General features: G+C 65.1%; 19 protein-coding genes. 11 read left to right on the forward strand and 8 right to left on the reverse strand.

Annotated features, from left to right (window positions below):
- Positions 1 to 20: 20 nt before the first annotated feature.
- From DELCS14_RS12230 to DELCS14_RS12240, 3 genes are all read left to right on the forward strand, one after another.
- Positions 21 to 344, forward strand: a complete 324-nt coding sequence (locus DELCS14_RS12230) for a metalloregulator ArsR/SmtB family transcription factor (RefSeq protein ID WP_013801883.1) — start codon at positions 21 to 23, stop codon at positions 342 to 344.
- A gap of 39 nt (positions 345 to 383) precedes the next feature.
- The gene (locus tag DELCS14_RS12235; RefSeq protein WP_013801884.1) at positions 384 to 887 is read left to right on the forward strand and encodes an arsenate reductase ArsC; all 504 of its coding nucleotides are present in this window, start codon (positions 384 to 386) and stop codon (positions 885 to 887) included.
- A gap of 89 nt (positions 888 to 976) precedes the next feature.
- Positions 977 to 2,263 (forward strand): arsenic transporter, encoded by a 1,287-nt coding sequence (locus DELCS14_RS12240; RefSeq protein ID WP_013801885.1) that lies wholly within the window; start codon positions 977 to 979, stop codon positions 2,261 to 2,263.
- A gap of 60 nt (positions 2,264 to 2,323) precedes the next feature.
- Here the strand turns inward: DELCS14_RS12240 and DELCS14_RS12245 are convergent, their stop codons facing one another.
- Entirely contained in the window at positions 2,324 to 2,701 is a 378-nt protein-coding gene (locus tag DELCS14_RS12245) for a hypothetical protein (RefSeq protein WP_013801886.1), read from the reverse strand.
- Positions 2,702 to 3,205: 504 nt separating this feature from the next.
- Here DELCS14_RS12245 and DELCS14_RS12250 point away from each other — a divergent pair.
- From DELCS14_RS12250 to DELCS14_RS29860, 3 genes are all read left to right on the forward strand, one after another.
- Positions 3,206 to 6,493, forward strand: coding sequence for an IPTL-CTERM sorting domain-containing protein (locus tag DELCS14_RS12250; RefSeq protein WP_228676880.1), 3,288 nt, complete (start codon positions 3,206 to 3,208; stop codon positions 6,491 to 6,493).
- Positions 6,494 to 6,707: 214 nt separating this feature from the next.
- Complete coding sequence (locus DELCS14_RS29855; RefSeq protein ID WP_013801888.1) at positions 6,708 to 7,145, forward strand: acetyltransferase; 438 nt, start codon at positions 6,708 to 6,710, stop codon at positions 7,143 to 7,145.
- Between the two features lie 155 nt (positions 7,146 to 7,300).
- Complete coding sequence (locus DELCS14_RS29860) at positions 7,301 to 7,780, forward strand: GNAT family N-acetyltransferase (protein WP_083829079.1); 480 nt, start codon at positions 7,301 to 7,303, stop codon at positions 7,778 to 7,780.
- 36 nt (positions 7,781 to 7,816) lie between these two features.
- Here DELCS14_RS29860 and DELCS14_RS12260 read toward each other — a convergent pair whose 3' ends face one another.
- The 3 genes from DELCS14_RS12260 to DELCS14_RS12270 form a co-directional block, all read right to left on the reverse strand.
- On the reverse strand, positions 7,817 to 8,257 hold the full coding sequence (locus DELCS14_RS12260; RefSeq protein ID WP_013801890.1) for a hypothetical protein: 441 nt from the start codon (positions 8,255 to 8,257) through the stop codon (positions 7,817 to 7,819).
- Positions 8,258 to 8,596: 339 nt separating this feature from the next.
- Positions 8,597 to 9,706, reverse strand: coding sequence for a PHB depolymerase family esterase (locus tag DELCS14_RS12265; protein ID WP_013801891.1), 1,110 nt, complete (start codon positions 9,704 to 9,706; stop codon positions 8,597 to 8,599).
- A gap of 10 nt (positions 9,707 to 9,716) precedes the next feature.
- The gene (locus DELCS14_RS12270; protein ID WP_013801892.1) at positions 9,717 to 10,130 is read right to left on the reverse strand and encodes a CopG family transcriptional regulator; all 414 of its coding nucleotides are present in this window, start codon (positions 10,128 to 10,130) and stop codon (positions 9,717 to 9,719) included.
- Positions 10,131 to 10,336: 206 nt separating this feature from the next.
- On the opposite strand from DELCS14_RS12270, the gene DELCS14_RS12275 reads away from it, so the two are divergent.
- Positions 10,337 to 10,990 (forward strand): hemolysin III family protein, encoded by a 654-nt coding sequence (locus DELCS14_RS12275; protein WP_013801893.1) that lies wholly within the window; start codon positions 10,337 to 10,339, stop codon positions 10,988 to 10,990.
- A gap of 158 nt (positions 10,991 to 11,148) precedes the next feature.
- Entirely contained in the window at positions 11,149 to 11,472 is a 324-nt protein-coding gene (locus DELCS14_RS12280; protein WP_083829121.1) for a hypothetical protein, read from the forward strand.
- Between the two features lie 88 nt (positions 11,473 to 11,560).
- On the opposite strand, the gene DELCS14_RS30460 is transcribed toward DELCS14_RS12280, so the two are convergent.
- Positions 11,561 to 11,713 carry a hypothetical protein gene (locus DELCS14_RS30460; RefSeq protein ID WP_013801894.1) on the reverse strand — a complete coding sequence of 51 codons (153 nt, stop codon included), beginning with the start codon at positions 11,711 to 11,713 and terminating at the stop codon, positions 11,561 to 11,563.
- Positions 11,714 to 12,016: 303 nt separating this feature from the next.
- Here DELCS14_RS30460 and DELCS14_RS12285 point away from each other — a divergent pair, with 303 nt between their 5' ends.
- Positions 12,017 to 12,736: a Crp/Fnr family transcriptional regulator gene (locus tag DELCS14_RS12285; protein ID WP_013801895.1), complete on the forward strand. Its 720-nt coding sequence runs from the start codon at positions 12,017 to 12,019 to the stop codon at positions 12,734 to 12,736.
- On the opposite strand, the gene DELCS14_RS12290 is transcribed toward DELCS14_RS12285, so the two are convergent.
- Together DELCS14_RS12290 and DELCS14_RS12295 are read right to left on the reverse strand one after the other, a co-directional pair.
- A complete protein-coding gene (locus tag DELCS14_RS12290; protein WP_157158262.1) occupies positions 12,733 to 21,288 on the reverse strand; it encodes a glucoamylase family protein in 8,556 nt (2,851 codons plus the stop codon). The genes DELCS14_RS12285 and DELCS14_RS12290 overlap by 4 nt on opposite strands.
- 150 nt (positions 21,289 to 21,438) lie before the next feature.
- Entirely contained in the window at positions 21,439 to 21,681 is a 243-nt protein-coding gene (locus DELCS14_RS12295; protein WP_013801897.1) for a hypothetical protein, read from the reverse strand.
- A 326-nt stretch (positions 21,682 to 22,007) separates the two neighbouring features.
- Between DELCS14_RS12295 and DELCS14_RS12300 the strand changes: the two genes are divergently transcribed.
- Together DELCS14_RS12300 and DELCS14_RS12305 are read left to right on the forward strand one after the other, a co-directional pair.
- Positions 22,008 to 22,181 carry a glycine zipper 2TM domain-containing protein gene (locus DELCS14_RS12300; RefSeq protein ID WP_085929082.1) on the forward strand — a complete coding sequence of 58 codons (174 nt, stop codon included), beginning with the start codon at positions 22,008 to 22,010 and terminating at the stop codon, positions 22,179 to 22,181.
- Between the two features lie 288 nt (positions 22,182 to 22,469).
- The gene (locus DELCS14_RS12305) at positions 22,470 to 23,120 is read left to right on the forward strand and encodes a GGDEF domain-containing protein (RefSeq protein WP_049801383.1); all 651 of its coding nucleotides are present in this window, start codon (positions 22,470 to 22,472) and stop codon (positions 23,118 to 23,120) included.
- Here the strand turns inward: DELCS14_RS12305 and DELCS14_RS12310 are convergent.
- Positions 23,117 to 23,275, reverse strand: coding sequence for a DUF3309 family protein (locus DELCS14_RS12310; RefSeq protein ID WP_013801900.1), 159 nt, complete (start codon positions 23,273 to 23,275; stop codon positions 23,117 to 23,119). The genes DELCS14_RS12305 and DELCS14_RS12310 overlap by 4 nt on opposite strands.
- Between the last annotated feature and the right edge of the window lie 40 nt (positions 23,276 to 23,315).

Raw genomic sequence — 23,315 nt, forward strand, 5'->3', positions numbered from 1 at the left:
AAATATCGTATGATTTGCCCATGGATGAATCTGAAGTCGTCGAATCCCTGGCCGCGCTTGCCCACCCCTTGCGCCTGCGCATCTTCCGCGCGCTCGTCGTGGCTGGGCCCGAGGGGCTGACGCCGGGCGTCATGGCAGAAAGCCTGGGCGCCGCCAACACCACGCTGTCTTTCCATCTCAAGGAGCTGACCCGCTCGGGCCTGGTGACGCAGGAGCGGGCCAGCCGCAACCTGGTGTACCGCGCCGCCTATGAGCGCATGAACGGCCTGCTCGGCTTCCTGACGCAGAACTGCTGTGCAGGTGCGTCATGCGAGGTGGCCGACATGTCCTGCAAGTCCTGCTGACGCTGCTCCCCCGGTTTCCCGCCCCGAACACTTCCTGCCATGACTACCGACAAACCCCTGAACGTCCTGTTTCTGTGCACGCACAACTCTGCCCGGAGCATCCTGGCGGAAGGCCTTCTGAATCACCTCGGCGGCGGGCGCTTCAAGGCCTACTCCGCAGGCAGCAGCCCCCGCGACAACCAGCAGCCCCATCCGATGGCGATTGCGGCGCTGGAGCAGGCGGGCGTGTGCACCGAAGGCCTGCGCAGCAAAAGCTGGGACGAGTTCGGCGCGCACGATGCACCCCCTATGGACCTGGTCATCACCGTCTGCGACAGCGCCGCTGGCGAGGCATGCCCCTATTGGCCGGGCCGGCCCGCCACCGCGCACTGGGGCTACGCGGACCCGTCGCAGGCCGAAGGCAGCGACGAAGGCCGGCAGGCCGCATTCCGCCAGACCCTGCTGGCCATGCGACAGCGCCTGGAGCGGCTCGTCAACCTGCCGCCATCGTCCCTGGCCAGTCACGCGCTGCAGCAGTCTGCCCGCGACCTGGCCCGTGACTGAAGCCTGCCACTGACACCTGCTACCGACACCTGCCACCGAAACCGCTGCGGCCCCCGCTGCCGCCTGCACATCCTCGAAGAAAACAGCACATGCTTGCGGCCCTCCTGATCTTTGCAGCCACCCTTGTCCTGGTCATCTGGCAGCCCGCAGGCCTGGGCATCGGCTGGAGCGCGTCGCTCGGCGCCATCGTGGCACTGGCCCTGGGGGTGGTGCACTGGGCCGATGTCGCCGTCGTCTGGGGCATCGTCTGGAACGCAACGGCCACCTTCGTGGCGGTCATCATCATCAGCCTGCTGCTGGACGAGGCCGGGTTCTTCGCTTGGGCTGCACTGCACGTGGCCCGCTGGGGCCGCGCAAGCGGCAGGCGCCTGTTTGCCTTCATCGTGCTGCTGGGCGCCGTGGTGTCTGCGGTCTTTGCCAACGATGGCGCCGCGCTCATCCTGACGCCCATCGTGATGGCCATGCTGGTGGCCCTGGGCTTTTCTGCCGCAAGCACCCTGGCCTTCGTCATGGCGGCAGGGTTCATCGCGGACACGGCCAGCCTGCCGCTGGTGGTGTCCAACCTGGTCAACATCGTCTCGGCGGACTTCTTCGGCATCGGCTTCAACGACTATGCATCGGTCATGGTGCCGGTGAACCTGGTTGCCGTGGCCGCCAGCCTGGGCGTGCTGTTCCTGTTCTTCCGCAAGGATCTGCCCCGCACCTACGCCTTGGAGCGCCTGCAGCAGCCATCGGCCGCCATCCGGGACCTGGCCACCTTCCGCGCAGGCTGGGTCGTGCTGGCGCTGTTGATGCTGGGCTTCTTCGGGCTGGAGCCGCTGGGCGTTCCCGTCAGCGCGGTGGCCGCAGCCTGTGCGCTGCTCTTGCTGGCCGTCGCCGCCCATGGCCGGGTCATCAGCGCAGGCCGGGTCCTGAAGGGCGCGCCATGGCAGATCGTCGTGTTCTCGCTGGGCATGTACCTGGTGGTCTATGGCCTGCGCAACGCGGGGCTGACCGGTGCCCTGGCCAAGGTGCTGGAAGTGTTTGCGGGCGGCGGCGTGTGGGGCGCCGCAATAGGCACCGGCTTTCTGTCGGCGGGCCTGTCTTCCGTGATGAACAACATGCCCACGGTGCTGGTGGGCGCCCTGTCCATCGAGCACTCCGGGGCCACGGGGCTGGTGAAGGAAGCCATGGTCTATGCCAATGTGATCGGCTGTGACCTCGGCCCCAAGATCACGCCCATCGGCAGCCTGGCCACCTTGCTCTGGCTCCATGTGCTGGCCCGCAAGGGCATGACGATTGCCTGGGGCTACTACCTGCGCGTCGGCATCGTCCTGACCCTTCCGGTCCTTGCCATCACGCTTGTCGCGCTTGCCCTGCGGCTGAGTGTGGGCTGAGTGTGGGCTGAGCGTGGGCTGAGCGTGGGTTGAACGCCGGCCGGCCGGCGCGCTGGCGCATCAGCTGCTGCCGTCCTGCGCAGGCATCGGCACTTTGGCGCGGCGTTCAAACAGGTGGGGCATGGCCTTTGCCGCCGCCTCGGCCGCTTCAGCGCGGCGCATCTCGGCCGCGTCTTCGAACCCGCAGCCCATGGCCTGGGCCTCGGTGCCGGCGTAGTCGGCCAGCGTCTCGGCGCTGTCGCGGATGCTTTGCAGGGCGCGGGCCACCACGTCCATGTGGCGATGGCCCTTGGGCGTCTCCAGCCATGCCAGGGCGAGCTGGGCAATGGAGGAGATCTCTGCACAGCCTTGCTGCACGAGATGGTCCACCTGGGTGAGGGCGTTGGACAGCTGCCGGGTGCTGTGGCTGTCTGTGGCGGGGGGCTGGGTGGGGTTCATGCCTTGGCCCTCCGCAGTTGGCCGGGCACAAAGGGCTGGCATGAGGGAGGGGCTGCGCCAAAAGACGGCGCGCAGGCGAGAGAAACGGCGTTCATTGTTCCGTGCTCCATTGCGGATCGAAACCACAGGCCATTGCATCTGCATTGACTGATGGATTCGGTGTACCAAGCCTCGCTTTCGGAGAGGCTGTGCCGCTATACGACGGATGTTTTGAAGCATCAGCCCCGGGACAGGGGGCCGGGGCGGATGATAGCGCGGGAGGGGAGGGGAACGCCCCTTTTTTTTGGGGGGTGAGGCTTGCGAAACGTCCAGTCAAGCGCGGCACGAACGCACAGTCAAGCCGCCAGGGCTGCGCGCCCGCAAGATGGCCGGCAGTGCGCATCCACCCGTGCCACACGCTTCCATAAACATGGCTTTCAGCGCTTGATACACAAGTGCTGAAAGCATTTTTCATGGCCGATCGCGGCTGGGTGGAACACAGCTCCACCCACCCACCACATCGCCATGAAAACCCTTGCCCTTCGAATTGCCATGCTGCTGCTGACGGCGGCGGCTTCAGTGTCTGCTGGTGCAGTCACGGTATTCGACAACCTGGCAGCCGCCAATGACCCGTGGCTCATCCAGCACAACTCCAGCTACCACACCAACCTGTGGGTGGCCAACCGGATCCCGATTGGCAGCCAGTCGCTGCGCATCACGCAGGTGAAGATGAATCTCACCCAGATCGACCAGTTCGAGCTGCAAGTGTGCGCAACCGACGCCAGCGCCGCCACGCCGTTCGTGGACATGACGGCCTGCGCCCCCTTCACCGCCGACGCGGCCACGCCAGGCATGCGCGTGTTCACGGGCGACCGCATCGTGGCGGCGGGCGACTTTGCCTGGGTGGTGGTGCGCAGCATCGGTCAGACCATGATCCGCCGCCAGATCACCACGGCCACCAACGACGGGCTGACCTGGTATTCAGGGGCGAGCCACAACCCGGCCTGGGTGGCCGAGCCGCAGACCTCCATCGGCATGACGGTCGAGGCCGGTTCCGTGCAGCTCGATGGCGTGTGCGGCAGTGCCAGCAGCGCCACGCCTCGCCGCTATCCGCCAGATGCCTTGCTGTGCAGCGTGGGCACGACCAGCGGCGTGATGGGTGATACCTACTCCTTCTCCTGGGTGTGCCAGAGCAGCTACGGCGGCAACCCTTCGCCGCAATGCTCCGTGCCTCGCGCCTACCTCGTTACCTCCCAGGCCACGGGCGGCGGCAGCATCGAGGCGGGGCGCGATGTAGCGGCGGGGCAGCAGGCCAGCTTCACGCTCACCACGCCACCGGGCTATACGGTGCAGGCCAGCGGCTGCGGCGGATCGCTTGCGGGCAACACCTACACCACTGCGACCATTACCGGCAATTGCACCATCAGCGCCACCTTCGCTCCGCCGCCCACCAACGGCGCGTGTGGCAGCACGGCGCCTTCGCTCACCTTGCCAACCCTCTTGTGCAGCGCCGGTTCGGCCACCAACCAGTCTGCCGCGGCCGATGCCTTCCGCTGGAATTGCGCGGGCATCAGCGGCGGCACCACGGCCGCTTGCCTGGCACCGCGCCAATACATGGTGACAGTCAACACGGATGCGGGCATCGCCAGCGCACAGTGCACCCCGAACCCCGTGACCCATGGCTCCAGCGCCACCTGCACGGCCACGGTGCATGACTCAGTCGCCCGCCCCTTCAGCGGCTGGGGCGGCGCATGCAGCGGCACGGGAGCTTGCCAGCCCGTGGTTCTCGGGGCTACCACCGTCTCTGCCAATACGACGCTCATCACCTACGCCATCACCACTACTGCCACCACGGGCGGGAGCATGTCGTGCACGCCCAACCCCGTGCCCCACGGCCAGAGCGCTGGCTGCACTGCCACGCCGCAAACGGGCTTTCAGTTCACCGGCTGGACGGGCGATTGCGCGGGCACGGGTGCATGCCAGTTCACCAACGTGACCAGCGCGCACAGCGTGGGAGCCACCTTCGCGCCCATTACCTACGCCATTACCACCCCCACAGTCACCGGCGGCAGCGTGAACTGCACGCCCAACCCCGTGCGCCATGGGCAAGACACTATCTGCGTCGCCTCGCCCGCGATGGGCAACCACTTCACCCATTGGTCGGGCGATTGCGCGGGCACTGCCAGCGCGTGCATTCTCTACAACGTGACCAGCCCGCGCAGCGTGGGTGCCACATTTGTACTCAACACCTATTCCATCGACATCGTCCCCGCCCCGGCCAACGGCACAGTCACCTGCACGCCCAACCCCGTCACCCACGGCCAGGATGCAAGCTGCACCGCCACGCCCGATGCGGGCTACCACTTCGCCAGTTGGTCGGGCGATTGCACGGGCACAGGTGCATGCCAGTTCACCAGCGTGACCGCGTCGCGCACCGTCTCGGCCACCTTCACGCCCAACACCCACTCCATCGCCACCCCCGCCGCCGTCAACGGCACGGTCACCTGCGCACCCAACCCCGTCACCCACGGCCAGGACGCAAGCTGCACCGCCACGCCTGATGCGGGTTACCACTTCACCAGTTGGTCAGGCGATTGCGCGGGCACAGGTGCATGCCAGCTAACTAACGTGACGAGCCCGCGCAGCGTGAGCGCCTCATTTGTGCTCAACACCTATTCCATCGGCATCGTCCCCGCCCCGGCCAACGGCACGGTCACCTGCGCACCCAACCCCGTTAACCATGGGCAGGGTACAAGCTGCACCGCCACGCCCGATACGGGTTACCACTTCACCAGTTGGTCAGGCGATTGCGCGGGCACAGGTGCATGCCAGCTAACTAACGTGACGAGCCCGCGCAGCGTGAGTGCCACCTTCGCGCTGAACACCTACCCCATCAGCATCACCCCCGCCACAACCAACGGCACGGTCACCTGCGCACCCAACCCCGTTAACCATGGGCAGGGCGCAAGCTGCACCGCCACGCCCGATGCGGGCTATCACTTCACCAGTTGGGCGGGCGATTGCACGGGCACGGGTGCATGCCAGCTCACCAATGTGACCAGCCCGCGCAGCGTGAGCGCCACTTTCACCCACGATCCGGTCGATGCCACCTGCGGCTCAGCGGCCAACGGCGCTGTGGCCTTCAAGCCCAGCGCGAATCTGTGCGTCACGGGCACGCCAGGGATCGTGCTATCCGCTGGCGGCCAATACAAATGGCAGTGCAGCGGTGAATATGGCGGCGCAGCGCAGCAGTGCAGCGCACCGTGGCAGAGTGCGGGCGGCAACGGCAATCTGGGGGCGGTGGAGGTGGACAGCGCGAACGGCTGGGAGATCAGCAGCGCCGCCTTTGCCTCCACCTTGCCCGCGCCCTTGCCGTCCCATGTGCGTGCGGTGCACGCGCCGCTGGGCCTGGTGCTGGGGCGTGTCGCTGGCAATGCAGATGCACAGGTGACCGTGCACTTCACCACACCAGTGCCGCAGCGGGCCGTTTATTACAAATACGGCCCCAGCCCCGACGGGCTGGGCTGCACCGGCGCTGCCTGCGCGCAGCCGCACTGGTATGCGCTGCCGGGCGCGCAGTTTGCGCCCGACGGCCTGAGCGTGACCTTCACCCTGGCCGATGGCGGCGTGGGTGACAGCGATTCCGTGCCCAACCAGATCACCGACCCCGGCATGCCCGTGCTGCTGGCCCCGCAGGCCATCCCCGCACTCGGGCCCTGGGCGCTGGCGCTGCTTTCGCTGCTGGCGGCGGGTCTGGTGGCGGTGCGTCGCCGAGCGTTGAGCGGTGGTTGCGCACCGCTGATCAGAAAGTGAAGCCAAACTGTCACCAAGGCAAAGCCGCCCCAGTGACGGGTTTCAGATGAGTTGCCGGCGGGACACAGGGGCTCCGCAAAGTTTCCTGTTGTGGCCCATGCATAAGTGCTGCCGAAACAGCGCCGCCGTTGAGTGTGTACAACGGGGGCCGAGGCGACTTCGCAGCTGTGTACCGTCATACTTCACGCAACGCTGAATCATTTGCAAAGTTGCCATGTACACACTCCGCACATCACGTCCTGAAGATGGCGCCGCTCTGGTTGACCTTTGGCGGCGTTCCGTGGACGCCACCCATCACTTTCTCAGTCCCGATGATCGAAAGGCAATTGATGCCGAAGTGGTCGAGTTTCTGCCTCATGCGCCGGTGACTGTTGCTGTCGATGAACATGACCAGCCCCATGGCTTCATGCTGATCGATGGCAAGCATATGGAGGCGCTGTTCATCGATCCGGATGTCCGCGGCACCGGCATCGGCCGCAGGTTGTTGCAGCATGGATTGGCGCTGCACGGGCAATTGAGCACAGACGTCAACATGCAGAACTCCCAAGCGGTTGGCTTCTATCAACGGATGGGGTTCGTTGAAACTGGACGTTCGCAGGTGGATTCGCAGGGACGCCCTTATCCTCTTGTTCACCTGCGATACCAGGGCTAGCTGGAAGCAGGTCGCAGCTCGCATGGGGCCTGCCTTGCAGCAGCAGCAACCCCTTACTGTGGACGGCTGCCCCCTTGGCTGACGCTCAGATACACGGTCGGCAACCACCGTTTTTTTACGCTTTGAATTTGATGGATAGACAACCAGATACAGGCATGAATTTGAAATTTAAGCGGCTCACTGAAGTTGATCCGGCTCACATTGTTTCGCTGAACAACAATCCAGATGTGCTGCGACAAATGCCGCTTGGAAGTGCGGATTTCGACCTGGCGAAAGCAAATGAGTGGGCTCAGCAAAAAGATGCCCAGTGGCAGCAATACGGCTATGGGCCATGGGCGTTTGAAATTGATCAGCAATTTGCCGGCTGGGGCGGCTTGCAGTACGAGGAAGGTGATGCCGACCTCGCTTTGGTGCTTCACCCCAAGTTCTGGGGAAGTGGCAAAGCCATCTATCAAGAGATAGTGAAACGTGCATTCACTGGCTTGGGGCTGAACTCCATCACAATTTTGCTGCCACCTTCAAGAACCAGAATAAAAGGGATTCTCAAGCTGGGATTTCGGCCAGATGGCGCATTGGATATCGAGGGGACCCGTTTTTTACGCTATCGCCTGCATGCACCCGGCAAACCCGCTTGACCAGATATTTGAGCAGCGCGTCTTGATCCCACGCGCTCATACCTTGGCGAGGAAGGCCGCCGCATCACCCGCTTCACACTTCCAGTCTGCGAAGACCCCAACCAGGTTGCATTCCACGCAGTGGCAAGCGATGTAGTACCAGCGCACGTCGTGTGTGCCCTCGTACACGGAGACGCCGGACATCAGTTCGAACGTCTCGTTCTCGCACACGCACTCGTGTGCCTCGGGGGTGGCCTCTTCAACATATTCCGCGCTGTCGCCCATAAGGTGTTCCTGCCCGCAGTCGGTGCAGGTGCGGATGGCCACGCCGGCTTCTTCATCCGTCTGCAGCGCAAAAGTCCGGCACCCGCAATCGCATTTGGACGAGGCAAACCGGACGGCCTCATGAAGATTCGCAATGCTGTAGCTGCGCAGCTCGGCTTGGGTGTCGCCGGAAGTTGTCCCGTACCAGAACTCGCCCTTCTTCGTCAGTGCCATTGATACTGTTCCATTCTTCAAGTTGGGCTTCCCGGCAGACCTGACGCCAAGCTTTCCCGATGTTCCGGATTTTGCCTGATGGCACGGTGAATTGTCGCCAAGGGGCCGGGCCGAGGTGGACGCCGGCAAGGGCTGCGGAAATCCATGGATGCTGGTTCTTGGAGACTGCAGCCAGAGACCATCCAGTTCAGCTGTTGATCGCCGCCGATGTTCGATGTTGAAGCTCCTGCGTCAGCTCTCAGCCTGAGACCATTGTTCGAAAACCTGCAGCTGCCGGCTTCTCCGCAGCGGTTGCTGCCGCCCAGGGCCTCCTCGCGAGCTCGCTGCCGGTGCCGCGCGTCAGCAGCCGTGAGCACGCTTGTGCGAAAGGAAGAAGCGCAGCATCTCGGCGCTGGCGTCGATTCCTCCTGGCGTGGTGTAGCTGCCCTCTGAGCTGCCGCCGGACCATGCGTGGCCTGCGCCATGCAGTTGCCAGTGTTCAATGGCGGTACTTCCGTCGGCCGCGACATAGGCAGAGCGGGTGAATCGCTGGCGGTTCGGCGCATGGCCCTGGATGACGCGAGGTGCGCCTTGGGGAATTTGCGCGCTGCGTGCAGCATTCACCACGGCCGCGCCGTTGTCGTGATGCACCGTCGTGTCGGCATCGCCGTGAAACACGATCACCGGACACACGCTGGGACCGCTGGCCGGGCCTGACGCTGCGCCTCTTCGCATCGCCTCGAGGGCTGATGGCAGATTGGACGCAGCACCGGCGGGCAAGCCCGAATGCACACCCACGGCGGCGAACAGCTCAGGATAGGTGCGTCCCAATATGTCCGCCATTGCGCCTCCAGCCGATAGTCCGGCGACATAGACACGCGATGCGTCCGCGCCATGGTCAGCCACCACTTGGCGTGTGAGGCCCGCCAGCAGTGCTGGCTCGCCCCGGCCCCGCTGCTGATGCTGGGCCTTGAACCAGTTCCAGCATTTTTGCGAGTTCGCATGCTGTGTTTGTTCAGGATAGAGCACCAATACACCAGCCCTGCGTGCCTGGTCATTCATGCGCGTGCCGGCGGCGAAGTCTTCCGGCCCTTGGGTGCAACCGTGCAGCATGAGGACGAGCGGCCGAGGCCCCGCTTCAAGTGCACTGCCTGGCGGCACATACAGCCGATAGGCCAGCTGCCGGCCTCCGTGCGAGTAGCTGCCGCGCAGCCATTGCTCGTCGCTGGAGGTGTCTGCCTGCGATGAGCCCGCAGGCACGGCGAGTTCGGGAGCATCGTCGATGAAACGGGCTTCGGCATCGACGATCCAGCCTTCTTCCCTATGACTGGTTGCGGCGGTCTTGCCGTGGGGCGCGGGCGCGCTTTCGCCTCGCAACGTGCGCTGAATCAGCTCGGTTGCTTCCAGCAAATTGCCAGTGCGCGTCAGGCGTGTAGCCTCGCCCAGCATGTCGTGAAAAAGCTGTTTCATGGAATGGTTCTCAGGTAATGCGGCCGGCCAGAGCGGCACGAACGGCGGGGCTGGCCTGGAGCGCTCCCAGCACCGTGATGGATTCGATGGTTTCTGCGGCCAGCTGCGCAGGCACGTCCTGCGCGATGCTGGCCAAGCCCAGCACCCGGATCTGCAGCTTTTCGCCGGCAGCCTGCACCCGCATGAGATCGGCCTGGGAGAAATGCTGCATACCCAGGACCAGCATCTTGCGGGCGACGACCTGTTGCAACGCGTCCGCGTGGCTGCGCAGGTGATTGCGTATCGCTGTACGGATGAAATCACTGCGGTTTGCGTAGAAGCCTTCGGCGACCAGCAGGTCGATTTGGCCCAGGTCGACATAGCCCAGATTGATGGTGAGCTTCTCGGATTCGCTCACGCGAGGGGTGGAGGTGGTTGTGGCCATGGAACATCCTTATGCCATCCATATGGATGGTTTGAGGATGGTTTCAAGGTCTGATGTTTCAATTTGGCGCTGCACGTCGTGTGGTGTCCGGTGGACGGGCTCTCCAGCGTGTCCGTTGCCATCATTGCCCTGTCACGTCTGGGCCGTAGGGTGGCCGAGCCGGGCCGCCGCGCCCGGCGTTGCTCAGCCATGCGCCAGGAGGCTCCATGCAAGATTTGCAGGCAGGCTCGCCGCACGGCCCTTGCGTTTGGGGCCGGCCCGGCGAACGGTTCAATACCTGGAGTCATCTGGCAGCCCTGCCCGTGGGCCTGGCGGCCAGTGTGGTTCTCATCTGCGAAACGGTGGCCGGCGGCGATGCGCGCAAGATTGTGGGCGCTGTGGTGTTTGGCCTGTCTCTGGCGGCGCTGTTTGGCGCATCGGCCCTCTTTCATGGCTGTACCGGGGCGCGCAAGCGTTTCTGGCAGCGCGTCGACCACGCCTGCATTTACCTGCTGATTGCCGGCAGCCACACGCCCTTTGCCTTGATGGCGCCCCCTGGCTTGTGGGCTTGGCTGCTGCTTGGCGGCGTATGGGGACTCGCATTCCAGGGTGCGATACGTGCACTGGGTTTCGATTCGCCGCCGCGCCTGTCCCTGTACATCAGCCTTGGCTGGCTCAGCTTGGGGGGCGCGGTGCCGGTGGCCTTTCGCCATGGTGCGCAGACCCTGGCCTGGCTGCTCGCCGGCGGACTGCTCTATTCGGCAGGAACGGTGTTCTACCGTCGTCTGGCGAGCATGCGCCACGCGCACGGCATCTGGCATCTGTTCGTGGTTGCCGGCAGCGCCTGCCATACCGTCGCGGTAGCCGGTTTGCTCGCCTGACCTCCTGCCATTCATGGCTTCGACACCCTGCCGTCCTGATGAGGCTGTTTGCTTACGCAATTTCGGCGGGGCGGACCTCATGGAAAATTCTGGCATGGGCTTAAAACATGGTCGAGGCGGGGTGCATCCATCTCTTCCTCATCTTCGAGGAGAAGGCCATGACTGCATCGATTTCACTCAGGTCACTGCTTGGCAGGCCGCAGGACCCTGATCTTGCCGACCAGGCGGTTCCAGGGCACGGTGTTCCTTCGCAGGACCCCGACCCGGCAGCACAGATTCGAATGGGCAAGGCAGAGGCCTTGCGGGAGTCCAAATCAACCATGGTGGCCGGCTTCATGATTTTTGGCGCAGCACTGGGGTCTGTGCTTGGCGCGGCCGTGGGAGGACCGGTTGGAATATTCGTGGGGGGCGCCGTCGGTGGCCTGGTGGGCGCCGGATGCGGGGAGGCGGCTGGAGCCACGTGGATCAAACACAAGGATTGATAGACCGGCCGAATGCAGAAACCCGTCCTTTGCGTCCATTGAAATCAAAAAGGGCCCGAGGGCCCTTTTTCGTTACGGAGCGGCTGGATTACTGCTTCGGTTGCCCTTGATGGGCTTGCTTCTTTTGCTCTTCAGCGGAGCCCGGCTGATGCTGCTTGGGAGCAGTTTGCTGTGGCTGGGGCTTGCTGGGCTGGCCAACGGGCTGCTGGCTTTTGCCTGGCGTGTTCTGGGAAACGGACATGTGAAACTCCTATGGTCTTCAAAAGCCAAGATGGCTCCTGAAAGTCCACTGTGTTCCTGGTCCAGGTGATGGGATGTAGTCAAACCGGCCGCAGACAAATTATGTTGTAAGCGTGGCGGCACAAGGGTTTTCGGGGGGCTTTCTGGATGCGGGGGGGGCCGCAGGGCCAGGCACAGATGCCACTGCCGGTATGTGCGGTACCGCACAGAGCCGGTGGGCCTGGCCCGTAAGATGCAGGAGCGTCATTTCTGCTGTCTCCAGACTCTCTTGAAGTGCCGGGATGACTGCACTGGAATTGCCTTTATGCCCTCTTGCGCCGCGTCCACCGGCAATCATTTGCTCGCCTCCTTGCCGCCCGAGCCATGGCAGCGGTGGGAGCCTGCGCTGGAGCCCGTGGAGCTTGCCCTGGGTCAGGTGCTGTATGAAGCGGGCCGGGTCATGAGTCATGTGTACTTTCCCACGACGGCGATCGTCTCCCTGCTGTACGTGATGGAGAACGGTGCGTCGGCGGAGATCGCGGTGGTGGGCAACGAAGGGATTGTGGGCATTTCCCTCTTCATGGGAGGAGGGTCCACGACCAGCAGGGCGGTCGTCCAAAGCGCCGGCAGGGGCTATCGGCTGAAGGTCGGCGCCATGCAGGCGGAGTTCGAGCGCGGTGGCCCGGTTCTTCACCTGTTGCTGCGCTACACGCAGGCGTTGATCACCCAGATGGCCCAGACCGCCGTCTGCAACCGTCACCATTCACTTGACCAGCAGCTTTGCCGCTGGTTGCTGCTGAGCCTGGACCGGCTCCAGGGCACGGACCTTGTGATGACGCAGGAGCTGATCTCCAACATGCTCGGAGTCCGCCGCGAGGGAGTGACCGAGGCCGCGCTGAAGCTGCAGCGCGCCGAGATCATCCGCTATTCGCGTGGCCGCATCAGTGTGCTGGACCGTACGGGCCTGGAGCAGCGCTCCTGCGAGTGCTATGCGGTGGTGAGAAAAGAGTACGACCGGTTGCTGCCGGACATCACGGCTTGCTAGGTCCCGATCGCGGCCTCTTGCACAGGGATGACAAAGCAGCTGTGCGCTGCCAGCTCTGTCCAGCGCAGCCTCTGCGATACCTGGAGCATGACCGCGCCCTCCACGGCACACCTGGCCGCCAGCGCGTCGGTGCTGCCGCGAATCAGGAGAAAGCGCATGCTGCGGCCCTCCCGTTTCAATACCAGTTCGGCCTGGGGCCAATGGGAAGGAAGGCAGGGGGTGAAGAACAGTTCCCCGGCGTGTATGTGCAGCCCCAGGATGGATTCCACCGCGGCGCGATGCATCCATGCAGCCGAGCCCGTGTACCAGCTCCATCCGCCCCGTCCGACAAAAGGGGGCTGGGTGTATACGTCTGCTGCCATGGCGTAAGGCTCGATGGCGTATTGGCTGCCCCATACGGGATGGCTGGCGCGATGGGCCGGACTCAGGTAGGTGAAGTACCGGTAGGGTGTGTCCTGGAGGCGCTCGCTGCCGGTGGCGGTGGCGTGCGCCGCCTGGCGCAGGGCCAGCGAAGCGGCGGCCATCACGGCCCACGCTCCGGCATGGGTGTACTGCCCGCCGTTTTCCCGCACCCCTGCCGGGTAGGCCTGGATATAGCCCGCATGCGGAAGGCCATGGACCAGGGGCGGTGCCAGCAGCGGGATCAGGCCTGTATCGGGCTGGACCAGCTCCGTGTCCACCGCTTCCATGGCAATGCGCGGGCGCGAGGTGCCTGACGTGGTGACCAGGACCGACCAGGCCTGCGCAATCAGATCGATGCGCGCCTCGGGCTGCCGGGCCGAACCCAGTACCGTGCCGTCATCGAAGAACGCCCGCCGGTACCAGCGCCCATCCCAGCCTGCAACATCCAGGGCCTGGCGCCAGCCGGACAGGGCTGTCTGCCAGGCGTCGGTGCGTGCTTCGTCGCCGCAGCCGCGTGCCAGCGGTATCCAGTCCGTGACGATGGCGCACAGGAACCAGGCGAGCCATACCGATTCGCCCCGGCCTTGGTGACCAATAGCGCTCATGCCATCGTTCCAGTCTCCTGCGCCCATCAGGGGCAGGCCGTGCACGCCCACGGCAAGGCTGCGGTCGATGGCGCGCGCCGCATGCTCGTAGACCGAAGCCGAAACTTCGCTGATGCCCGGTGTTTCGTAGACGTCGTCCACGCCGTCGGCAATGGCGGGCGCCTCCAGGAACGGAACCTGCTGCTGCAGCAGCGCCGTGTCGCCAGTGGCCTGGAGATAGTGCGAGCAGGCGAAGGGCAGCCACAGCAGGTCGTCGCTGCAGCGGGTGCGCACGCCGGCACCCGAAGGCGCATGCCACCAGTGCTGCACGTCCCCTTCGAGGAATTGCCGTGAGGCGCACAGCGTGATCTGTTGCCGCAGCACGCCGGGATCGGCCCAGACAAGCGCCATGGCGTCCTGCAATTGGTCGCGGTAACCGGTGGCGCCTCCCGCCTGGTAGAAACCGGCCTTGGACCACAGCCGCGAGGAGACCGTCTGGTAGGGCAGCCAGCGGTTCACAAGCACGTCCATCAGCGGATCGGGCGTGTGGATCTGCGTGGCCTGGAGCAGGCCATCCCAGTAGTCGCTGTTGGCCTGTTCTCGTGCCTGGGGGGCTAGGACGGTGGCTTGCTCCAGCAACTGGCGCGCCGCATCGGGACTCGTTGCATGGCCGATCAGATAGGTCTGCTCCCAGGTCACGCCGGGCCGAAGCGTGGCCAGGCGCGACAGGGCTGCGCAGGGTTCGAGCCCGTATCCGCTGCGCTGCCCCAGCTGTGCCGGGAGCTGCAAATGTCCGTCGGATGCAAAGAACTCGCTGCGGTCGCAGGTCCAGTCAAGGCTGTCGTGCTTTCCGGCGAGGGTACCTTCGCCGGCATGCGATTCGCAGAAGAAAGCCGTGCCGCCGCCAAAGCCGCCCGCAGCCTCGGTCTGGGTGCATAGCAGGCCCAGAAAGCGCTTGTCGGGCGCCGGTGCCCACAGGGCCATGGTCTCCAGCGTGGCGCGGTCGGCCCGGCGCTCGCCCAGCATCCACTCCACCATGCCAGCCATCCTCAGGTGCATCTTGGAGTTGCCATGGTTGACCACGGTGATGCGCACTTGCTTGACGGCCGTCCTGATGTCCACGCACCAGCGCGCACGGATGCCCAGGTCGCCGTGGCGGTGGGCGATTTCAGTGAAGCCCTGGCCATGCACCACGCTGTAGCGGGCCTGGGCATGCCCCCAGGCGCTGGGGGCCACGCTCCATGTCTCGCGTGTGCGCCGGTTCTGGAGAAAAAACCACTCGGACGGCATGTCGCAGACGGGATCATTGGACCAGGCCGTGACCTGATTGAGCCGGCTGTTGATCGCCCAGGTATTGCCTGCGCCGCTTTCGGATATCTGCCCTCCGAAGCCCGGGTTGGCCAGGACGTTGATCCACGGCCTGCCTGGACGCCGGGATGCGCTGACATCGAATTGGAAGTGGCCACGGTCACCGAGGAACTGTCCGGTCGATGCGGGGACAGCCGAGCCCCGGCTTGGCTGGACCGGTATTTTCTGAGGCAGATGCGCTGTGCGCCGCCGGCTGGCCTGGGCCTCGAACTGCTCGCTCCAGGCATGGATCTGTTGCAGCAATGCACGGCCATCGGCATGCAGGCGCACACATGCCAGGCGCTCCAGGCAGGCTGCCTGCGCGGGGGTGAGCGTGTCCTGGCCCAGGACATGAAAGCCTGTCGTGCTGAGCCCTGGGCGAGCGTTGCCGGCCGCCTCATGCTGTTCGCCGATGGCGTTCAGCTCGGCCTGCACCGGCATGTAGTAGGAGTGGAACTCGCTGCTGAGCACGACCAGGTCGCAGGCTACGCCGGCGCGCGACCATTCGCCCAGGGCCTGTCCCAGTATGCGCAGCAGGCCCAGGCCCTGGGGCGCCGCGGCACTCACCACGATGATCGGCCTGTCGCCCGAAAGGCCCAACTGCCACAGCACGCGCCGGTCCTGGATCTGCGGCAGGCGGACGGCGCCTGCGCGATGCGGGTGCAGGCCGGGCTGCAGCTTGGGCAGGGTGAACATCAGCGCCGTGCCCAGCAGTTGCAGTGCCGGCAGGTACTCGGGCCGGGGCCGGTGCTGCAGGGCATCCTGGCCCTGCGCCAAGGTGGCGGAGATCACGGAGGTGCGCTCCACATAGCTGGGCTGGCGGTACTTGTCCAGGATGGCCATGAGGGTGCTGGCACTGTCGCAGGCGGCCGTCGCAAACACCACGGTCACTTGTCCGCCAGGGCCCACGCGCATGCGCACGCCCAGCACGGCGACGGGATCCAGGCCGGTGTCCAGCGCGACAGCTTCACCCGGTGAGGGCTCCAGGCACGCCTGCGGCTGGCTGGCCGCGTGATTGCGGCCGGCCCATTTCGCCCGATCGCTCTGGTAGCGCAGGCCCAGGACCTCCCCCTGCGTGCCGGCCACGAAATGGGCCATCTGCACCACCTTCTCCTCCTTGTGGCGGGCAACCCGCTCAAAACGCATGCCCTGCTGCTGCGCCAGCCACTGCGCCTTCACGAACATGCTGGAGAACGCCGGGTGGGCCTCGTCCGCGCCCGCGCCGGCCAGGACCACCTCCATGGCCGATATCAGCTCCACGTCCATGGGCAGGTTACCCAGGTTGTTCAGCACGACCTTGCGCAGCTCTATATCGTCTTCAGGGCTGATCCAGACCGTGGTGCGCACACGCCATTGCGGCCAGCGGGCATCGAAGCACATGCGGTCCGGGTGGAACGTGCTGGTGTAGGCCGCCTGCGGGTCGGGCGCAGGGCTGCGGGTCACGGACACCGGGGCGCTGTCCCGGTCCGTTCGCAGGTAGACAAAGCTCCCGTGCGCATCGCGCAGCAGGTCGTCGCGCCAGCGCGTGATGTGGGTGTTGCCCAGGCGGCTCCATCCGGCTCCGTTGGCGCGCAATGCAACGCTGTAGCGCCCATTGCTCAGCAAGAGGGTCGGCTCCAGGGCCCGGGCCCCCGGGACGACGGTGCGGATCGCGTTGGCAGGCCGTCGGGACTGGGCATGCAAAAAGGGTGCGGCCAGCGCGCCGGGCCTCAGGCCTGCAAGCTCGCGGGGGGTGCGCTCCTGCAGCAGCGTGGACATGGCCTGGATGCGGGGGTGGTCAGAGCCCCAGCGCTGTGCAACCCCTTGCAGCAGCACATTGGCCAGGGCCACGATGGTCATGCCCTGGTGATGGGCCATGTAGGTGCTGACGAGCGTGAACCTTCCGCCATGGATTTGCCGTGCGGCAGAAAAGTCCAGGGCCTCGTAGAAGCCATAGCGCCCGCGCGCAGCCAGGGAGGCCAGCGCGCGGAAGTTCGCGCACGCAGGCACCGCAGCCACCTGGCAGGCCAGCGCCGTGGCGTAGGGGGCGATGACTTTCTCTGCCATCGGCGTGCGGCGCAGTGCCAGGCAGGGCACTCCCTGGGAGGCGTACTGGTAGGCCAGCGACTGGTCGCGCGCCGCATAGGCGCTTTCCGACATGCCCCAGGGAATGCCCAGGCCCTTGGCAAAAGCCATCTGTTCGCGCAGTGCGCAGCGGTTGGCCTCGTCCAGCGCGCTGCCCGCTGGCTCCACTGCCACCAGCGAAGGCATCAGGTACTCGAACATGGACCCCGACCAGGACCGCAAAATCGCGTTGCGGCCATGGGCGAAGAACGGCCGGCCCAACGCCTTCCAGTGCCTGGCGGGAAGGTCGCCCTTGGCAATGGCCAGCAAGCTGGTGGTGCGGGACTCGGAGGCCAGCAGGTCGTAGAACGATGCGTCGAGCTGCTGCTCCTCGAGCCGGTAGCCTATGTGTAGCAATTGCCGCCGCGGGTCGAGCAGGAAACGGAAATCCGCATCCCACGCCAGCTGTTCCAGGGTGTAGGCCATCGTCCGCAGGCGCAGGGAGATCGCATCTTGCTGCCCCGCGCCGACGGCGCTGACGTCCAGGGCCGCCGACTGCAGGGTGGCCAGCAGGTCGGCCAGCAGCCATGGCAAGGGGTCCTGCGGCCCGGGCGGGGTGTCGGCCACGGCCCCAGGTTCCGGCAGATCGAGCGCGTGAAGCTCCGCAAAGGCGTCGCGCAGCAATCCCTGCAGCATCATCTGGGCCGATATGTCTGCGGGATCGGCCAGGGGGCTGTCCAGCAACTGGCCGATAGCCGTCTGCTGCAGCGGGCGCTGCAACAGGCGCGCTGCGCCCGCCAGGCAGGGTTTCAACCGGCGCCTGGCCGCACGGATCGCCTGCTGGCTGGCCGCAGGATCCAGCGGGGCGCGGGCCAGCTCAAGGCAGGCGCGGGATACGGCAAGCAGATGGGCTCCGAGGTTGCCGCTGTCCACGGTGGAGACATAGCGAGGCAGCAGCGGCTGCAGGCTCTGGGTGTCATACCAGTTGAGGAAGTGGCCGTTGTGGCGCTCCATCCTGGCCAGCGTGGCCGAGGTCGCTTCCAGGCGCATCAGCAGATCCTGGGTCCCTATCCAGCCGAACTGCCGCGCACAGACGGCGCTGAGCAGATAAAGGCCGATGTTGGTGGGAGAGGTCCGGTGGGCGAGCACCTCGAACGGCGCCGTCTGAAGGTTGTCCGGGGGCAGGTGGTTGTCGCCTTCGCCCACGCAGCGCTCGAAAAGCCGCCAGGTGTCACGCGCAATGTCCTGCAGCAGTTCGCGGTCTGTGGTCTGCAGCCCTGCATGGCTGAAAGGGCCCCGCCACGGGGCATTGCACAGCCAGACCAGGGCCGGGGTGAAAACCCAGGCGGACAGCAGCAGCCATGCCGCGGCTGGCAGCGGGGCGGGCAGCAGCCACAGGGCCGCCAGCAGCGCAAGCGCGAGCACGGTGCTGTGCCAGTGCCTTGACAAGGCCGGCGCCCAGCCGGGCCGGATGGCGGCATGGGATGCTTCGGCGGTGGTCCATTCCAGCAGATGCCTTTTGCTTACGGCCATGCGGTACAGCGTGCGGGCCACGGCATCCGCGTGGAGCATGGCCTGCGGCAGCAGTTGCGCCAGGTACCACGCGCCGGACAGTGCTACCTGCAGCAACTGCCGTGCGCACTGCAGGGCGAAGCGGCTGCCCACGAATCGCGCATGGTGCGGAAGGGCACCGGCGATGGCGCCTATCAACGGCCCGGTGATGCAGGCCGCCGCCGCCAGTGCCAGGGACAAAGGCAGGGCCAGGCCATGTCCTGCCATGGACAGCACGATCAGCAGCAGCGACACGGGCGCAACCAGGGAGCGGCGCAGGTTGTCGAACAGCTTCCATCGGTGGATGACCGCCAGTTGCCAGTATCTGCCGTGCCACAGCACGGGCAGCAATTGCCAGTCCCCGCGCACCCAGCGATGCAGCCGGGCTGCTGCCGTGTCGCTGTGCAGCGGGTCCGACTCCATCACGGTCACATCGGAGATCGCCGCGCAGCGGGCCAGCGAGCCTTCCAGCAGGTCATGGCTGAGGATGCGGTCCTCGGGCAGTCGCTGCGACAGCACGGCGTGCAGGGCCTGCACATGGAGAAGGCCCTTGCCGATGAAACTGCCTTCTCCAAAGAGGTCCTGGTACACATCCGAAGTGGCTGCGCTGTAGGGGTCCATGCCCCGCTGTCCGGAAAAAAGCCACTGCCAGGCAGAGGTTTGCCGCGTCTGCGGCAAGGGTGCCACCACGTGCGGCTGCAGGATGCCGTAGCCGCGTATGACCTTGCGCCCGGTGGCATCCAGTTCGGGCTGGTTGTGCGGGTGCTCGGCGATGCCCACCAAGGCCCTGACCTGGCCCGGCGGCAGTTCGGTGTCGCTGTCCAGCGTCAGCACATAGCGCACGCCGGCAGGCAGATCGGACAGCACGCCCATCTCCAGGAAGGGGGCCGGCATTTCCGTCGCCAGCGCCGTCACCAGTTGCTCGAGCTTGCCGCGCTTGCGCTCCCAGCCCATCCACAGGCCCTGCGTCGCGCTGAAGGACCGGGGGCGGTGCAGCAGCAAAAAGCGCTGCGCCTGGCCCTCGCCGGCGGGGTAGCACAGGTTGAGCGCCTGTATCTGTTCGCGTGCCTGCGCGAGCAGCGGCTCATCGTCGGCCGTGCCCTGCCGGTCCGCATCCGCCCAATCGCTCAGCAGCGCGAAATGGACACAGTGCTCGGGATTGGCGAGATAGTGCAGCTGCAGGCGGTGTGCCAGTTCGGAGATGGCAGCAGGCTTGCTCAGCAGCGCAGGAATGACGACCAGGGTGCGCGCCGAGGGGCCGATCCCCTCCTTCAAGAGAAAGCGCGGCAGATGCGCTGGAGTTGCGGACTCGCATATGAGCCGGTTCACCAGGGCCAAAACCGCCTCGGAGGCCGGGAAAAACATGAGCAGTCCCAGCAGGGCCAGGCCTGCATGGCCCACCCATGCGTCCAGCGGGCCCAGGGGCCCCAGCGGACCCTGCATCGCGGCGGCATTGCCTGCGCCGTTGAGGTGCAGCATCCATGCCACCAGGGCCAGCGAGGCTGCCACAACGGCGCCGATGTAGGTGACCGTGCGCGACACCAGGAGGATGGCATACCAGCGGTCCGACAGGGGCCGTCGCGCGCCGAACATGTCCTCCAGTTGGGCGCGTCCCTCGCCCTGCAGCCAGTACCCGGCCAGTTGGGCTGCGCCCTGCGACTGGCCCATCAACCGGATGAGGGCCCTGGCCACGGCGGCCTCGGAGCGATCAGGGCTGCGCGCGGCCAGGCGCTCTATGCCATGCAGCGTAGTGTTGCGGCTGGCATCGTCCTCGGCCAGGAAAACGGGCGAGGCTTGCAGTGCGCGCACAACCAGGCTGGTCCTGCCCACGATACCGGGCCAGTCCCCGGCGCCCACCAGCCGCAGCGAGGCCACCGCATTGCCCACGCTCAGGTGGTCGGCCGCGCTGTCGGCATGCTGCTGCACCTGCAGTGCCGCCAGATCGGGCACTGCACTGCGCAGCCACTCTTCGATCTGCATGTACGCGCCGTCGCTGAAGACCGAGCGATGCCCAAAGAGTGTTTGCGCCAGATGGGACAGGAAGACCTGGCCTACGCCGCGCAATTGCATCAAGCGGTGGATTTCGTGGAAGCCGGCGGCATCGAGCCTGTCGATATGGCCCGCAGCCAGGGTGGCCACCTCCTTGGCCGCCGCCTGGCACGCAATACGCTCCGCCAGGCGCCTCAAATTCTCGATCAGAATCACCCGCAGCGTGGTGGGCAGCGCCCAGAGCTCACCCTGGCTGAGTTCGCTCTTGCTCTGGTATGCGTCAAGAAAACAGGTCAATAGCGATTCATCGAAGGCACCATCGGTGTGGGCGACAAAGGACCATGCCACCTGGTAGATGCGTGGAAGGCCTGTGAGCGGGGCCTCCTGCAAGACGGGCAGCGAGCGGTAGTAGCGGATGGAAAGGCCTTCGCTGATCTCCCGCAGCTGATCCTCGATCAGGTGGAAATTGTCGAAAAGCCACTCTGCGCCGGATCCCAGCTCATGGCCCTCCTGGTGCAGGCCGGCGATGTACCTGAATGAGGTGCGCAGGGATCTGAGATTGTTTTCAAGACGTGGATAGAACGTCGCCTGGCCAAAACGGGGGCGGCCCACGGCATGCGCGCCCCCCAGGGTCATCCCATACTGTTCAAAGTGTGCGCAGCCAAAAAGCTCCGACCTGATGGGTGCCAGGACTTCTCCATGGCGGGCATCCAGCAGGTGGCTGATATGTGGCGGTATCCATTTCCAGCGCTTGCGCATTTGCATTCATGGCTTCCGGGCAGCGCACTACAGCGCAAGCCACACGACGGCGGCCAGGGTTGCGATCAGCAGCATTCCCGTCAGCGTGCGCTCGCCCAGCATGCGGTGGATGGCCGTGAATCCCGTCCAAAGCGCGAGCAATGGCCTTCTCAGCGCATCGCAGTGCGCCAGGTGCTCGGTGAGCATGAGGCGATCCATCTGGGACAGGCTGGCAGGCCCGCCGACGCAGGAGGTGTCCCAGGTCGGGACGAGGTTGGAAAAGCGGGGCATGGGCGGAACTCCTGGTGCGGATTGCGCGGATGCAATCCCTTGGACACATGCCCTCTTGTAGGGGGCGCAGGCCGCGGCGTCTGTGCGCAGACGAACATTCACGGGCAACACGCGGCGATGTGCCCTACCGCACCGACGGCGATGTGCGAACAGGCCACTGTGGGATGGCATGGCAGGCACAGCGCAGCGCGTGGGTGCGGTGGACGGCGTTCCTGACCAGGGCGGGCAGCCTCCACGCCATGCGCCAGTCCACTACGTTTCAAAGAGGTTCTCCCATGAAAAAAATCAAGGTCAATGCGCTCGCCCTGGCGGCGACAGTCCTGCTGATGGGCCTGGCCGGCTGCGGCAATATGTCCAAAAGGGATCAAAGCACGGCGATCGGTGCGGGTGCAGGAGCGATCGGCGGGGCCGTGCTCACAGGAGGCAGCGCTGTGGGGACGGTCGGTGGTGCTGCGGTCGGTGGAGTCATCGGCAACCAGGTCGGCAAGGACAAGAAGTAAACCTGGCCATGCAGGCTTGGCATCCTGCATGGCCATGTAGAAATCGCTGGCGGATCAAGGGCTTGTCTGTGAAATGGTGAAGGCGATATTCATCTTCCGGATCTGCGAATCATCCGTTTCCCTCAAGCATGGCGAATTCTGAGGAACACCATGGCTCAAAGGTATCCAAGGCACATCGGATCAAGAAGAACAGGTCCTTTTTTTGCAGACGAAGCAGGCCTTCGCCCCCACGCCATCCAGTCGGATTTCGAGCGAAATCACTGGCTGGGCATCTCCGTGGAAAACCGAATGCGCAAGGGGCTTGAAGCCTGTTTGCAAGGCCTGCAACGGCAATGCGACTCACTGCGCGAGGAGTTGCACAACACGCGTATCGCCCTGGGAAAGGCGCATTTCGAGCTTGACAGGACCAAGGCGGATGAACGCGCAGCGCATCACCTGGCGACACATGACCATCTGACCTCCCTGCCGAACAGGTTCTCATTCCTGGATCGGCTTTCCAGAGCGATCGGCTTTGCCATGCCCCAGGCCATTCCCATCGCAGTGTTGTATATGGATTTGGATGGCTTCAAGACAATCAACGATCTCCATGGCCACAGTGCGGGAGATGAAGTCCTCAAGGTCGTATCGGGCCGCCTGAGATCCTTCATCCGCCGAGAGGATCTGGTGTGCAGGCTGGGAGGCGACGAGTTCGCATGCCTGCTGGAGCCCTCTCCGGAAATGGAGCAGCTGCGCGCCCTGGCCAGAATGATCTGCAGGGAAATAGCCAACCCCATTCACTGCAACGGGCTGGAGCTGAAAGTGGAGGCCAGCATGGGCATCGTGATCGCACACGAATGGCCTGTGTCTGCGGAGCAATTGATTGCTGATGCGGATCGCGCCATGTATCGGGCCAAGCGCATGCGTAGCGGCTATCAGTTCAGTGTTTTTGAGGGCACTTAGGCCCGCCCCGTAAGCAGCAATACCACGACCACCACCACCAGCAGGCTTATCGCGATGCTGGGAGCGTATCCCCAGTTGCGGCTGTGGGGCCATGAAGGCAGAGCGCCTACAAGCACCAGGATCAGGATGATTAGAAGAATGGTGGTCAGACTCATGATGCTCTCCAAGGCGCTTTGCAATGCACGGCGTAGAGTT

Source organism: Delftia sp. Cs1-4, assembly GCF_000214395.1.
In the GTDB taxonomy this organism is placed as follows: domain Bacteria; phylum Pseudomonadota; class Gammaproteobacteria; order Burkholderiales; family Burkholderiaceae_C; genus Comamonas; species Comamonas acidovorans.